The organism is Microlunatus endophyticus (genome assembly GCF_014646195.1).
GTDB lineage: Bacteria > Actinomycetota > Actinomycetes > Propionibacteriales > Propionibacteriaceae > Microlunatus > Microlunatus endophyticus.
Window position 1 is genome coordinate 1 of record NZ_BMMZ01000007.1, and the last position, 13,987, is coordinate 13,987.

The window sequence follows — 13,987 nt, forward strand, 5'->3', positions numbered from 1 at the left end:
CCTCGGCTACCACGTCACGCTCCAACCCGCCGCCTGACCCAGTGCCCACCGTCAGGTCATTTTCGAACTAGAAGCCTTCGCCGGCCTGCCGACCGGATCGTTTGATGATCATCACCGGTTCCTGCTGACGCGGATGCTGGCCCGGATCGATCAACTCGATACCGATATCGCCGCCGTCGACGCTCAGATCGAGGCCCATCTGGCCCCTTTCGCTGACGCGGCCGCCCGGCTGGACGAGATCCCCGGCATCGGCCCGGTCGCGGCCGCGATCATCATCGCCGAGATCGGTGTCGACATGACCCGATTCCCGACCGCCGGCCATCTGGCCGCGTGGGCCAAATTCGCACCCGGGATCAAGTCCTCGGCCGGTAAAGCCAAGGGCAACGGGTCGACCGGACACGGCGACCGTTACCTGGCCCGGATCCTTGGCGAGGTCGCCGTGCTCGTGGGCCGCTCCGACACCTTCCTCGGCGCCCGCTACCGACGGATCGCCCGCCGACGCGGGAAGAAGAAAGCCATCGTCGCGGTCGGCCGATCACTACTGGTGGCGATCTGGCACCTGCTCGCCAACCCCGACATGCACTTCCGCGATCTCGGTGCTGATCACTACGACCGACACATCAACGCCAACGCCAAGAAACTGAACCACATCCGCCAACTCGAAGCCCTCGGCTACCACGTCACGCTCCAACCCGCCGCCTGACCCAGTGCCCACGTCAGGTCATTTTCGAACTAGTCACCGGAGATCGGGAAACATCCCGTCCGGCGGTGGTTCGTACGGCAACGGATCGCCCCGGCGATTCGTATTGGCCGGGTCGTCGGCGGAGTCGAAGAAGACGCCGTCAGGGTCCAACAGTACGGGCATGTGGTAGTCGGCATGGTCGCGCCACCACACACTCATTCCGGTCGAAGGGTCCTGGCGCAGCGATTCCCAGGACCGCCACAGGGCGTCGAGCCGGGAGATCGCCTCACCGTAGGACCACCAGCGCGCCGCCCAGACCCTGGTCCGGCCGTCAATCCGTCGCTTGTACATGTGGCGCAGATACTCGCGGACGAATGCGTCGACGCTTCCATAGCACGGCGCCTGGGCAGCGTCCTCGAAGTCATCCAGGTCGTAGCCCGCGCCGAATCGGGGATGGTCTGTCATCGTCGGGTCTGTCATCGTCGGGCCTGTCATCGTCGGGTCTCCTGCATCAGATCCGCGGCGGTCAGCGTGGACATCGAGGTCGGTACGCTCTCGACGGGCCGGGAGCGTGGGTCGTGGTGGGCGATCGAGGCGCGCACCTGGTCGGCATCCGGCCGCGACATCCAGGGCAGGGTCCTGATCAGGGTCGGGCGCGATCCGGACGCGAGCACCAGCGCGCGGCCCTTCGGCATAGCAGCCAGGTCAGCGACGTCGAGGATCCGCTCCCGCTGCAGTTGCTGGGAGACGGTGGTCTGACCTTTGGTGCTGGAGGTGGAGGACGACAGCCGGTCGTAGTCGCCGACCAGGCGGGACAGATCCTCCAGGAACTGCGCTTCGGAGACGCCGCCGCCGTAGATCTTGATGTTGGCGGCACTCCACAGCTTCTTCATCCCGGACTCGCTCCAGACGTCGACCCCTTGGGACCAGGACTGCAGGATGGTCATCAGCACGATCCCGCGGGAGCCGTAGTGGCTGTAGAGGTCGGGCAGGTCCTGCCATCGGCAGACGTTGGCAGCCTCGTCCAGGATCCCCAGCATCGGCGCTGCCAGCCTGCCACCGGGTGACTGCGCCGCGAGTTCTTCGGCCGCCTCGACGACCGCGACCGTGAGCGCGGTGACCAGCGGGCCGGCCGTGCCCCGGCCCTCCTTGGACAGGGAGTACAGCGTTCCCTTGGAGCGGACGAATTCGGCCGGGCTGAAATGCGGACGCCAGACCGACGTGTCGGTCGGCGGGGTGATCCAATGGGCGATCGCCCGGTTGGTCAGACAGGCTGCCATCTGCTGTGCGGTCCCGTAGATGCCGCCGCGTTGACGCTCCGGGGCGGTGATCACACCGGCTACCTGATCGGCGGTCAGGATGAAGCCGTGGCTCCGCAGGATGTCCACCGGTGTTTCGTCGGTCGGCCGGGTGACCCAGGTGTAGACCCTGGTGATCGGCAACTGGTCGAGGGCTGCTGCCAGCAGCAGCCCGGCCAGCAGGTCCTGGCCGGCGGGGTCGAAGAAGGCGTCGGTCCGGGCGCCGGGATCCCGGGTGCCGGCCGCGAAATGCTCGGCCAGCCGAGCCGCCTTGACATCGTCGGTGACATAGCTCAGCGGATCCCACCACCAGGTCGGATCCTCGCCGGCGATCGCCTGCGGGTCGAAGACCCAGACCGGAGCCGACCGGGCCCGTACGTCGCGGGTCGCGTCCACGACGTCACGCTTGTTGGAGGTCACCAGCACCGCCGCCGGCGCGTCCAGGATGGCCGGGATCGCGCGGCTGGTCGTCTTGCCGCTGCGCGGGCCGGAGATGTCGATGATCATGTCCTCCCACGAGCCGAACAACGGCCGATCGCCCTGCACCGACCGGCCGATCAGCACGCCGGGTGAGCCGGCGACGCCCAAACGGGTCGCAGTCCTGACCGCGCTGCGTTCGCTCAGGCTCTCCACCTCGCGACCGCGACCCAGATAGGTCGCAGCCGTGTCCACCCGCGAGCTACCGTGCCGGAGCCGGTGCACCAGCCGGACGCCGACGATCGAGCCGACGAGCAATACCAACGCCAGGATGATGATCAGCGGCGTCGCCGCGCGCGGCCAGCCGACCCGGCCGGCGATCAGCCCGAAGACCAGGTCGAACGGGTTGCCCGGCAGTCGGATCGCGGTCCCGGAGATCAAGTCACCCAGCCGGACCGCGACGTTGATCAGCAACAGTGCGAGCGCAACCAGGATGATGCCCGACCACAGCAGCACCAACTCGGTGGAGAGCCCGCTCGGCTGGCGGCGGCGGTTGCTCGGCAGGCTCATGGCTGCTCTCCGTGATCGTGATCATCACGGTGGTCGGCACCGACCCGGCTCTGCTCGTGCCAGAGCCGGTTGGTGTCGTGGATGCCGCGTTCGGTCATAGTCAGCTGCACGCTCACCGGGATCCCCGGCCGGCCGCCGACCTTGATCAGAAACTTGCCGCGGCCCGGTGGCTCGGTCTCCCGACCGGTGGCCGGATCCCAGGCCGGTGGATCCTGCCAGCCGATCAGCAACTGCTGCTCGGCGACCGAGAACGGCACGGCCGAGGTCAGCTGGCCCATCTCCGCCGATGGCAGACCGCCGCAGATCACCATGCCGGACCGTTCGACGAAGCCTTTGGCCTTCATCCGGTCCTCCTCGGTCGGCAGAGCGAGCAGGTCGCTCATGGTGTGGCTGATCATCGCCATCCCGACGCCGCGCTGCCGGTTCAGCCGGGTCAGCGCATCGACCCGGTCGACCATCCCTCGGCCGGCCCGCAGCGCCCGCCACAACTCGTCCAAGATCACGAAGTAGTGGCGCCGCGGCTCCAGTCCGGCATCGGCGAGCGCGTTGGCGACGTTGACGGTGCCGAATCCTGCCGACCAGCAGGCCAGCAGGGTTGCGGCCTGCAGGTCCATCTCGGAGTCGTCGATCGCCGACACGTCGTAGACCACCGGGGCGTCACGGCGCATCGGGTTGGTCGTCGGACGGGAGAACGTCGCGCCGAGCCGACCACCACCGGTCAGTCCGACCAGTGAGGCCTCGAGTTCTTCGGTGATCTCCTGGTAGCGCCGGACGTCGCCACGATCCAGAGCGGCCTCGCGCACGTCCCCGGGCGCCTGCCTGATCACCTCGAGAAGATCACCGAGCACGGGTACGCCGTCGTGCCGGTCGTCCAGCACCCGCAATGCCCGGTCGATGATCGTCTCCTCACGATCACTCGGCGGGGCACCGCGCATGATCGTCAACAGCGCCGAGACCATCGTCTGCCGCCGGCCGTGGGCATCGGCCAGCACCTGACCGGCCTCGCGGTGATAGCCGCGCGACCGCAACCGTTCCGCAGCTTGCGTCGCCTCGCCCGGGTCCAGGACGTTGAGATGTCCGCGGCCCCGGCCCAGCGTGATCACCTGGCCGCCGAGGGCCTCGATCAGGTCGACGTAGTCGGGCTTGAGATCACCCAGCACCAGCGGCATCACACCGTAACCGGAAAGCCCGGTCGCCATCCGTCGTACGCAGGTGGACTTGCCCAGTCCCGGCTTCCCCAGCACGAAGGCGCTCGGGTTGCTGATCAACTTCGCCCGCTGGAACCAGGAGATCGGGTCGCAGCACAGCGTCGCCCCGGTGTGGATGTGCCGACCCAGCGGGACCCCGACCATCGGTGTCCCGGTGCCGATCGCGTACGGCCACAGGCCGCAGACCTGGACTGTCGTGCCCCGCCACTCGTCGGGCGCCTGGACGTAGGTGGACTCACCGCGGCCGCGGCCTGTCCAACCCCGCATCGGCGGGCGGAGCGGACGCACCGCGGTCGCCGTACGAGCCTTGGGCTTCTTCGTGATCGCCATCAGAACTTGTCCTTCAGTTCGCCGGGCACCCGCAGGTGCTTGGACAGCACCAACCCCAGCGGCAGCGCGGCGGCGAAGGCGCTGTCCTGACTGCCGTAGACCGGGCGCAGCCGGACCCGGGCCGTCGCGGACAGGTTGTCCACGGCCGCCCGGGCATCGGCGAACTGGCCGGCGTCGACCACCGTCGCGGTGACCAGCATCCCGAAATTCACCAGTCCGGCCCCGGAGGCCTCCTCGCTCGCCGTGGCCGCCGCGGCGCGGACCGCCAGCACGTCCCGGGCCGCCGGTTTGGAGTTCGAGGTCTGGCGGAATTCGGCTGCCCGAAGGTCCGCCTCGACCATGGCGGCGGCACGGGCTGCATCGATCGGCCGGTAGAGCAGGGTGACGCGCTTGCGGGCGATGCCGCGATGCGGTGCCAGCAGCCGGGCCAGCACGCCGGATTGCACCAGGCCGCGGGGAGCCTGGGTCATCGCCCAGGTGCAGGAGAAACCGCCGTCGTGCCGGTAGCCGTCCCACGAAGCCTGGGTAGCGGTCGGGCCGGCATCGGTCCACAAGATCTGCGGTACGTCCCCGGCGGCGTGCGCCTCGTCGATCAACATCGCGGCGGCCGGGTCATAGGCGATCCGTACCGTCTCGCAGAGCTCCTGCGCGGACAGCGGATGGGCGGCGCCGGCCCCGGTCGCCTGCAGACTTGCCGTCAGCCCCGCCATCCGGGAAGCCAGCTCGCGGGCCATCTCCTCACGGCTGCGCTTCTTGCCGCCGGCTCGGGTCAGGCTCGCGAACGTGACCGACACGTACGCCTTCACCGTCGACGATCCCTCCGGGTAACTCGCGACGGTCTCGGCCAGCACCGCCCGGGCGAACGGCGGGGTGTCCGGATCGGTCTGCAGCTCGACCTCGCGGCGGAGCCTGCTGCCCGAGTCGGGTGCGGTCTCGATCGTCACCGCGGCCGCCTCGACCCCTGTCTCGTCGCCCAGATTCGCCAGCCAATGCCCCCACTCGGCGACCCAGATGTCCACCTGTTCCTGGTCGACGAGCGCGGCACCGTCGGGTTCGGTCCCGATCACCACCGAATAGCTGCCAGTCGCCGGGGTGTGCAGCAGCGCGAACGGCCGACCGTAGGAGTCGGTGTGCTCGCTCAACCGGGTCGCAGCGGCCAGTCCGGGCAGCTGGCAGGTGCCCCAGACCGTGCTGCCCAGCGGCCCCGATCGGTAGAGATGACTGCCACGGGACCGGGTTGCCGACCAGCCCAGGTGGGCCGCGCCGCGAGCGACCAGACTCTTGCCGTGTTTGTCCTTGGTGAGCAGCAGAAGCAGCACACCGGCCAGCGCGGCGGCCATGATCACCGCCGGGAGGATGCCGGCGATCATGACAGTGAAAACGATCACGATCAGCCCACCGAGCAGCAACGCGGTGCCCAGCGAACCGAGGCCGAGCAGGCCGGCCGACGTCGGGCGGCGCCAGTTACCGTAGGTCCTCGGACCACGGGTCGTGGAGTCGACAGCCATCACCATCACCTATCTGTCAGGGAGTTCGGACGATTGGGTGACGTCAGGCGAGAAAGCCGACCAGCGAGCTGGCGGCCGAGATCACGATCACGCCGCCCAGCGCCATGCCGATCCGCCCGACGTGCTCACCGCCCTCGCCCCGGCGTGCGTTGATCGCCATCATTCCGCCGGCCGCCACCAGGCCAAGGACGCAGACCGCGAGAGCGACCCACTTCGCCCAGCCCATGATCGTGGTGAATCCATTGAGGCCGGCCGGCATCTTGGCCGGCGGATTGGGGATGTCGAGCGGGATCAACGTCAGCCAGTGGGCGAATGCTGTGACGATTTCGGGATTGATCATCGGAATTCCTTTCCAGGGTTGGTGATCCGGGTGTTGCTGATTCGGACGGAGCCGGCACGAATTGGGTGAGGTCATCGAGCAGTCGTCGGACCGGCCGAGGGACTGACGATCGGGTCGGGTCGAGAGGCTCGTCCATTCGCCAGCTCTCGATCCAGGGGAGCTGCCAGCAGCGCGGGACACCGCCGCCGACCACCTGGGCAAGATCACGAACGGCTCTAGGCAGGCGACCGGGTGCGTCGGCAACCACCACCAGGCCGACGACCTGGACCGTGGGCAGCATCCCCGCCGCCCACTGGCCGGCAGCCGCCTGCGCTGAACGCAACCCCCTGACATTGGACCGCGCCACCAGGAGCACCGGGGCCCCGGTGGGTGGCCGCCCCTGCGGCCAGCTGTGGTCGGTGGCGACCCATCCGGGGTGCAGTGCGGCGATGGTCGACTCGCCGGCGCCGCCGTGGGTGCCGACGATCCAGAGCGCGGCGAAGTCCGTACGCATCCGGATCGGGAGTTGATCATGGACGGACGGAGCCGGTACGCCGCGTTGCGGGGTGCTGGGACCCGTGGGCAGCGGCAGCGTGGCTACCGGTCCGCGCGCCGGCTCGGACGGTCCGGGCGCCGGACGGGACACCCACGGATTGGGCTCCAGGGACATCGCCGTGATTCCTCTCGATGGTTGGTCTGGCATGGCTCAGCCCAGCACTTTCGCGACGGTCGTTGGGGCGCAGAACGGCGCCGGAGAAGAAATCTGTGGATAACCCGGCCCTGTGGACAACGGGCCCAACCGGTCGCGTACGACCGGCATGATCATCACCGTCGCGAGCACACCACAGGCCCTGGAGGAGTTGATCATGCTGAAGATCAAGCTCGTCGTGCTGGCCGTGGTCGGCATCCCGACGCTGGTGTTCGCGCTGATCTGCGGACTGGTGTTCGGGGATGCGGCGATGTCCAAGGCGACCACGACCGGATCCACGACCGGATCCACGACCGGATCCGCCACCGGAACCACCGTCGGCCTGCTCGCGGACAGCGTGCCGGCCGCCTATCGGGAGGCTGTCGAGGCCGCCGGCACCCGGTGTCCGGAGATCAGCGCGGCGCTGATCGCTGCGCAGTTGAAGCAGGAGTCCGGCTTCGACCCGGACACCGAATCGGCAACGGGCGCCGAAGGCATCGCCCAGTTCATGCCCACCACCTGGACCACCTGGGGCAAGGACTACAGCGACGACGGACGGGCCGACGTATGGGATGCCGACGATGCCATCGGCAGCCAGGCCGACTACATGTGCGGGCTGGTCTCGATGATCAAATCCTGGATCAACACCCACCAGGTCAGCGGAGATCCCACCCGGCTTGCACTTGCGGCCTACAACGCCGGACCAGCGACCGTGCTCGGAGCACGCGGCATGCCGGCGATCCCGGAGACCCAGTCCTACGTCACCACCATCCTGGCGAGGGCAGCACTTTTCTCGGTGACCGGATCCGGCGGCCCCGATACCGCCGCGGGCTCAACCGCCGTCGAGACGGCGATCGCCGCCGCCGAGGCCGAGGACCATGCGCGGTACGTTTTTGGCGCCGACGGCCCAGATGCCTGGGACTGTTCCAGCCTGGTCCAGCACGCCTGGCAGGCCGCAGGGGTGCAACTGCCGCGGACGACCTTCGAACAGGTGAAGTCCCCGATGCTCCGGCGGGTGCCGTGGCAGGACCGCCGGCGAGGCGACCTCATCTACTTCCACATCGACGGCTCCGCCGAACCCGATCATGTCGGCCTGATCCTCGACGACCACCTGATGTTTCACGCATCGCATCCGCACCCGAATCCGGAGAACGACATCGTGAAGGCCGACTACACAGTCGCGTACTACCGCGACACCGATCCGATCGTGATGCGGGTGGTCATGCCGTGAGAAGTGATCACGTGCCGAGAAGACGGGTCAGCCGAACAGCTGCCGCGGTTCTCCTGGTGGCAGTCGGCCTGCTGGCCGGCGGCTGTACGCTTCCGGCCCTGCCCGGCGTTGCGCAGCATCGGGTGGCTCCGTCCGTGCCCGCACCGGCCCCGTCGAGTCCGCAGCGTCGGGTCGGGGCGGACACACCGCATCCGTTCCCGGATGATCTTCCCAGCGGGCGGCCCCGAGGGCTGACCGCCGCCCAGCAACGGGTCGACCGGGAGGATCCGGACGCGGTGGCCGCGGCATTCGTCGTACGCCTCGAGCTCTGGGACACGGAGCTGGATCGCCGACCCAACGACGCTGCCCGGAGGGCGGCACCGTACGCGACCCCGCAGCTGCGCGCACAGCTGTTGTCCGCCACGCCCGAAGCTGCCCCCGGCAACCGCTGGGAGGTGCTTGCCCGCCACCGTGGCTGGACCACCGTGACAACCGAATCGGGAGGTATCGGAGAGGATCCGCCGACCAGCGACACCGCGGCGGTGCGCGCGGTGACCCCCGTTCCCGTGGATCATGGGGTGGACGGCTGGACCAGCAGTCCCGACCCGCCGGGGACCTACATCGTCAAGCTCTCGCGGGTGGGAAAGGGACGGCCATGGTCCGTCAGCAGCTATACCATCCAGTGACGATGGCCGGTGCCCCTGCTCCGCCCACCGTCAGAGTTGGCAACGGACACCGCGCCCGCCCGCAGAAGGAGACAGCATCGATGAGCACTCCCGATACCGTCCCGACCTGGCCTCGGATCGAGGCGGTCGCCCGCGAGGACGGCACCGGCGAGGTGATTGTGGACGGCAGCGCGCGGCCGGTGGTCGCGGCGAACCTCGACGAGGTCCGTGTCGCGATCATCCGGAGCGTCACCGACATCGCGGTCAGCCTTGGTCGGCCCGTGCGGGTGAGCACCAGCGGCCCGGACGGCTACTGGCCGCTGATCGTCCATCCCAATGGTGCGGTGTTCGCCGACGAGGACGATCAGCCGCGCCCCGGCCGGCGAGCCGTCGCTGACGAGACCGAGACCGAGCCGCCGGGCGTCGCCGCTCCGGCTCCGGTCGAGCAGGCCGGCCCGCCGGAAACTGCCGGGCATGCTCAGGATGCGGCGCCGACGAGCCCCCCGACACCGCAGGCGGAGTTGCAGCCGCCGGGCGTGGCCCAGGGCGACGGGTCCCACCAGGAGCCGGCCTTCTCGGCGCCCGACCCTGATTCGACCTCGTACGGATCCCAACCGCCGGTACCGGAGCAGATGGCTCCGGGGCAGGCCGCAGAGCAGGCCGATCCTGGGCAGGCCGATCCTGGGCAGGCCGATCCCGGGCAGGCCGCGTCCGTCGGAACACCGGCGCCGCAACAACCGATCGACTCCGGGCAGCCGGTCTACCCCGCAGGATTCAGCCAGTCCGGACTTCCGGGTCAGTCGGAGCAGCCTGCTCCGGTCGTCGCCGCACAGTCCGCGCCATCACCTCAGCCGTCGCCCCAACCTTTGCCTCCGGCGTCGCCACAATCCGGGCCGCAGTCCGCGCCGTCGGCACCTCCGGCGCAGTCGGCTCCGTCGCCACAGCCGATATCCGATGGCTACAGTGCCGGGCAGCCGTCGCGTGCCTTCGGCCAACCTCCGTCCGGGCCGCCGACCTTCGGCCAGCCCCCGGTGCAGCCTTCGACGGGACAACCGCCGGTGCAGCCCTCAACAGGACAGCCCCCGACAGCACAGCCGGGGCAACCGCCGGTTGGGCAGCCCGGAGCGGGGCAGGCGCCGGTCTGGCAGCAGCCCGGTGGCCAGCCTCTGGGTCGGCCGCCCGTCCCCGCCGGCCAGCCGGCCCACCAAGCACCGCCGCAGCCGGCCCGTCCGGTGCCGGGCCAACCGCCGATCGGCCAGCACAGTGCAGAGCAGTATGTGCCGCAACGCAGCGCGGAGCCGGTTGAGCAGTTGCCGCAGCAGCGACAGTCGTTCCTGACTCGGGAGCAGATCGAGGAGCCGGCCAGCCGTGGATTCCGGGGAATGCTCGGCCGGGTCGGCATCAAGATGTCGCCCAACGAGGCCGAACGCTCCGAGCGGGCCGACATCCAGGCGGTCAGTCAGCACTGGCCCGGGCCTCGGACGATCGCGGTCGTCAATGGCAAGGGCGGTGCCGGCAAGAGCCCGAGCACGATCTTGTTGTCGGCGGTGTTCGCGCTCTTCGGCGGCGCCGGTGTCGTGGCCTGGGACAACAACCAGACCCGCGGGACACTGGGTTGGCGTACCGAACAGGGGCAGCACGATGCGACGCTGCTGGACCTGCTGCCGGAGATTCCGCGGCTGCTCGGAACCGGCGCGCAATCGGCGGACCTGGCGCACTACGTCCATCACCAGAGCCGGGATCGCTTCGACGTCTTGCGCTCCAAGCCGATGGTGCTGGCCCATATGCAGCGGCTGCAGCCGTCGGATGTGGACTCGATCCATTCGGTGCTGGGCAAGTACTACCGGCTGATCTTCATCGACAGCGGCAACGACGAATCGGATCCGATGTGGTTACGGATGATCGACCACACCGATCAGCTCGTCGTCGCCACCACCACCCGTGATGATCATGCCGAGGCCGGAGCACTGCTGCTGGAGGCCTTGGCCGAGCGCGACGAGCGCTCGGCCGCGCTGGCCCGCGGCTCGGTGGCGATCGTCAGTCAGGCAGACCCGGTCGCCAAACCGACCGACCTGGCCCGGGTCGCGGCGGGATATCAGGCGTTGACCCGTGCCACCGTGACGATCCCGTTCGATCCGGCGATGGTCGACGGGCACCTCCGCTACGGGGCGCTCAAGCCGGAGACCCAGCGGGCCTGGCTGGCCGCCGCCGCCGCGGTCGCGCGGGGACTGTGATCTCGATGAGTGCGATCCGATGACCACGGTCCGATGAACACCGCCGTGATGAACGCCGCTGATCAGCCGGTGATCGCCTGGCCGAAGATCACCGCAACCCTCGGCACCGGTGCGGAGCAGACGGTGGAGGGCACGCTGGTGATCAACGGAGTGCCGCACCGCTGCCGGGCTGCGAGCACCGACCTGCTGCGGACCGGCATGATCGCCAAGTGCACGGCCACCGCGATCATGTTGGGCCGACCGGTCCGCGTCGAGGTGATCGAAGCGGTGCAGACCGACGACCGGGCGCCGTCGCAGTCCTGGACCCTGGCCGTACGACCGGACGGGATCGTGCAGGAGCTCGACAGCCGGGGCCGGATCGTCGGCACCGGCGACGACCTGCTGTCGATCGAGGGTCCGTGCCGGGGCTGCGGCATCAGCACCCCCGTCACTTCCACGCGCTGCACCTCCTGCGGGACCGCCGAACCCCTCGCCGTCGCCGCAGACCAGCAGCGATAGCCTCGGCCTTCCGGGCACCGGGCCCGCAGCGAACGCCGAGCACCAGGGAGCGAACTGATCGTGGTCGTTTTGATCTCTGCAGACATGGAGGGCGCGACCGGGGTGATCCACCCCGGGGACGTACGGCCCCGCGACGATGAATGGTTCCGCTTCCGGCACCTCTTCACCGCCGACGTCAACGCGACCGCGCTGGGCCTGCTCGACGCCGGGGCCGACGTCCTGGTCAACGAAGCCCATGCCAGCATGCGCAACCTCGTCCTGGAGGAATTGGACGACCGGGTGCCGATGCTCTCCGGCCGGCACAAACGTCTCGGCATGATGGAAGGCATCGACCGCGAAGACATCGACGGCGTTGCCTTCGTCGGCTACCACGCCGCCGCCGGCGAGCAGGGCATCCTCGCCCACACCTACCTGGCGAATTCGATCACCCAGGTGCGGTTGGACGGGGTGATCGCCAGCGAAGGCCGACTCAACGCCGCGCTGGCCGCCGAGTACGGCGTTCCGGTGATCATGGTCACCGGCGACGACAAGACCTGCGACGATGCCCGCGGCTACGCGCCCGAGGCCGAGCTGGTCGCGGTCAAGACCTACATCAGCCGGTACGCCGCCGTCTGCCTCCCGCCGGCCCAGACCTTCGCCCTGCAACGCGAAGCAGCCACTCGTGCCGCTGCCCAACTCGGTCGCCGGCAGCCGATGACCGCGGCGCACCGGATTGAGATCGACTTCGACGCCGTCCAGCTGGCCGACGCCACGGCGATCATTCCGACCGTCGAGCAACTCGGCCCGCGCACCGTCGGCTACGACGCGCCGACCATGACCGAGGCGATGACCACCTTCAAGATCGTTTGCGCGATCGCCGCCGGTGCGGTCGAGGTGTCCTACGGCTGAGCTGCCCGGCGCATCGGCCCGGACGGCGAGATAGCGTACGAGAGTGCGCCATGACACCGGACGCGTCGTCCTGACCCAAGCGGCGGTCGCCGCCCACTTCACCGACCGGATCAAGCGGGGCATCACCCCGTCGACCGTGTATGCGGTCTTCACCCCGGAAGGCATCAGCTTCGCCCAGGGTCTCGGTGACGCCGGATCCGGTCGTACGCCGACCGTCGACACCGCCTACCGGATCGCCTCCTGCACCAAGAGCTTCACCGCGGCGACGTTGTTGATCATGGTTGAGCGTGGCCTGGTCTCGCTGGAGGATCCGATCGACCGCTATCTGCCGACCGGTCCCCTGATCGGCCCGGACGGCGCTCCGGTCGATCCGCCCACGCTGCGGCAGCTGGTGACGATGTCGGCAGGGCTGCCGACCGACGACCCGTGGGCCGACCGGCAGGAGTCGCTGACTGCGGAGCAGTTCGCAGCGGCCCTGGCACCCGGGGTCCGATTCACCGCCCGGCCGGGGGAGCGCTACGAATACTCCAATCTCGGATTCGCCCTACTGGGGCAGGTGATCGAGCGGGTCGGCGGCCGCGGCTATGTGCAGACCGTCACCGAGGAGTTGGTCACCCCGCTCGGGCTGGACGGCATCGGCTACGACACCTCGGTCGCTGCTCCGGACGGGATCGCGGTCGGCCATCGCCGGATCGACGGCACCTGGACTCCGCTGCCGTTCTCCGCGCCGGGCGCGTTCTCGCCGATCGGCGGCGTCTTCGCCACCCCGCGGGCGCTGGTCCGCTGGGCATCCTGGCTGGCGGCCGCATTCACCGAGTCCGATGATCATGGTCAGCCGTTGGGCCGGTTCAGCCGCCGGCTGATGCAATCGATCCAACAGCCGATCCCGTCCGGGCCGGGGATCCGCGGTGGCTACGGCATGGGCCTGGTGGTAGAGGAGTCCGACCGGCACGGCACGATCGCCGGTCACTCCGGCGGTTACCCGGGCTTCGGTGCCCACATGCGCTGGCATGCGGCCAGCGGTATCGGGGTGATCGGCCTGGAGAACGGCACCTACTCCCGGGTCGTGGCCCCGGTCACCGCCGCGCTGCGGACGATCCTGGACGAGGTGCTGGTGCCCGACGTCGAGCCGCAGCTGTGGCCGGAGACGGCCGCGGCCCGGCTGACGGTCGAGCGGCTGATCCGGGACTGGGATGATCAGGTCGCCGACGAGCTGTTCGCCGACAATGTCGATCTTGACGACAGCCTGGACCGGAGGCGTACGAGCTGGGCCCGGTTGGCGGCCGAGGTCGGACTGGATGCTGAGCCGTTGCCCTTGATCGACTCCGCGCCGCTCAGCACGACACCGGCTCAGCTGAGCTGGACCATCCCTGGCCGCACCGGGACCCTGCGTTGCGAGATCAGTCTCACCCCGCAGAATCCACCGAAGGTGCAGACCGTACGGATCGCCCGCGGCTGAGCTGCCGGGACCG

Annotated in this window: 12 protein-coding genes and 1 pseudogene; 7 read left to right on the forward strand and 6 right to left on the reverse strand. The window is 69.4% G+C overall.

Annotation, left to right across the window (positions count from 1 at the left end):
• Window positions 1-133 precede the first annotated feature (133 nt).
• Entirely contained in the window at window positions 134-703 is a 570-nt protein-coding gene (locus IEY07_RS14395) for a transposase (protein WP_229670123.1), read from the forward strand.
• A 33-nt stretch (window positions 704-736) separates the two neighbouring features.
• Here the strand turns inward: IEY07_RS14395 and IEY07_RS14400 are convergent, their stop codons facing one another.
• The 6 genes and pseudogenes from IEY07_RS14400 to IEY07_RS24780 all read right to left on the reverse strand — a co-directional run.
• On the reverse strand, window positions 737-1,177 hold the full coding sequence (locus tag IEY07_RS14400) for a DUF4913 domain-containing protein (RefSeq protein WP_188896096.1): 441 nt from the start codon (window positions 1,175-1,177) through the stop codon (window positions 737-739).
• Entirely contained in the window at window positions 1,174-2,967 is a 1,794-nt protein-coding gene (locus IEY07_RS14405) for a type IV secretory system conjugative DNA transfer family protein (RefSeq protein ID WP_188896097.1), read from the reverse strand. The genes IEY07_RS14400 and IEY07_RS14405 overlap by 4 nt, the downstream gene beginning before the upstream one ends.
• On the reverse strand, window positions 2,964-4,505 hold the full coding sequence (locus tag IEY07_RS14410) for a putative type IV secretion/conjugal transfer ATPase (protein ID WP_229670124.1): 1,542 nt from the start codon (window positions 4,503-4,505) through the stop codon (window positions 2,964-2,966). Before IEY07_RS14410 ends, IEY07_RS14405 begins: the two co-directional genes overlap by 4 nt.
• Window positions 4,505-6,013: an SCO6880 family protein gene (locus IEY07_RS14415; RefSeq protein ID WP_188896098.1), complete on the reverse strand. Its 1,509-nt coding sequence runs from the start codon at window positions 6,011-6,013 to the stop codon at window positions 4,505-4,507. Before IEY07_RS14415 ends, IEY07_RS14410 begins: the two co-directional genes overlap by 1 nt.
• A gap of 43 nt (window positions 6,014-6,056) precedes the next feature.
• Window positions 6,057-6,353, reverse strand: a complete 297-nt coding sequence (locus IEY07_RS14420) for a hypothetical protein (protein ID WP_188896099.1) — start codon at window positions 6,351-6,353, stop codon at window positions 6,057-6,059.
• Between the two features lie 190 nt (window positions 6,354-6,543).
• Window positions 6,544-7,035, reverse strand: a pseudogene (locus IEY07_RS24780) (DUF6668 family protein); the annotation flags it as partial.
• Between the two features lie 79 nt (window positions 7,036-7,114).
• Here IEY07_RS24780 and IEY07_RS14430 point away from each other — a divergent pair.
• The 6 genes from IEY07_RS14430 (at window position 7,115) to IEY07_RS14455 (ending at window position 13,974) form a co-directional block, all read left to right on the forward strand.
• Window positions 7,115-8,251 carry a C40 family peptidase gene (locus tag IEY07_RS14430; protein WP_188896101.1) on the forward strand — a complete coding sequence of 379 codons (1,137 nt, stop codon included), beginning with the start codon at window positions 7,115-7,117 and terminating at the stop codon, window positions 8,249-8,251.
• Between the two features lie 56 nt (window positions 8,252-8,307).
• Window positions 8,308-8,916 carry a hypothetical protein gene (locus IEY07_RS14435; RefSeq protein WP_188896102.1) on the forward strand — a complete coding sequence of 203 codons (609 nt, stop codon included), beginning with the start codon at window positions 8,308-8,310 and terminating at the stop codon, window positions 8,914-8,916.
• A gap of 80 nt (window positions 8,917-8,996) precedes the next feature.
• A complete protein-coding gene (locus tag IEY07_RS24200) occupies window positions 8,997-11,129 on the forward strand; it encodes a hypothetical protein (RefSeq protein ID WP_229670125.1) in 2,133 nt (710 codons plus the stop codon).
• Between the two features lie 33 nt (window positions 11,130-11,162).
• Window positions 11,163-11,627, forward strand: coding sequence for a hypothetical protein (locus tag IEY07_RS14445; RefSeq protein WP_188896103.1), 465 nt, complete (start codon window positions 11,163-11,165; stop codon window positions 11,625-11,627).
• Window positions 11,628-11,696: 69 nt separating this feature from the next.
• The gene (locus tag IEY07_RS14450; RefSeq protein ID WP_229670126.1) at window positions 11,697-12,515 is read left to right on the forward strand and encodes a M55 family metallopeptidase; all 819 of its coding nucleotides are present in this window, start codon (window positions 11,697-11,699) and stop codon (window positions 12,513-12,515) included.
• A 43-nt stretch (window positions 12,516-12,558) separates the two neighbouring features.
• The gene (locus IEY07_RS14455) at window positions 12,559-13,974 is read left to right on the forward strand and encodes a serine hydrolase domain-containing protein (protein WP_188896105.1); all 1,416 of its coding nucleotides are present in this window, start codon (window positions 12,559-12,561) and stop codon (window positions 13,972-13,974) included.
• The last annotated feature ends 13 nt before the right edge of the window (window positions 13,975-13,987 follow it).